The sequence below is a fragment of the Mesorhizobium sp. M1A.T.Ca.IN.004.03.1.1 genome (genome assembly GCF_003997555.1).
In the GTDB taxonomy this organism is placed as follows: Bacteria; Pseudomonadota; Alphaproteobacteria; order Rhizobiales; family Rhizobiaceae; genus Mesorhizobium.
In genome coordinates, this window is the sequence record NZ_RZTV01000509.1 from 1 (window position 1) to 262 (window position 262).

General features: G+C 55.7%; 1 pseudogene. It reads left to right on the forward strand.

From position 1 onward, the window contains the following. A pseudogene (locus EOD29_RS32665) lies at window positions 1–183 on the forward strand (carbohydrate ABC transporter permease); the annotation flags it as partial. Window positions 184–262 lie beyond the last annotated feature (79 nt).

Here is a 262-nt window from a genome sequence, read left to right on the forward strand (position 1 = left end):
GCCGGGTCCGGTCAACCTGTCACGGTCGCACTGAACAACCTGGTCAACACCTCAACAGGCACCAAGGCCTACAACGAAGACATGGCCGCCGCGATGATCGCCGCGCTACCCACCATAATTATCTATGTGGCGGCAGGGCGATACTTCCTTCGTGGTCTGATGGCCGGCGCAGTGAAGGGATAACGACGATGGCCAACCTGGCGATCAATCACATCAACAAACGCTTTGGCAATCTGACGGTTCTCAAGGATATCAATATCGC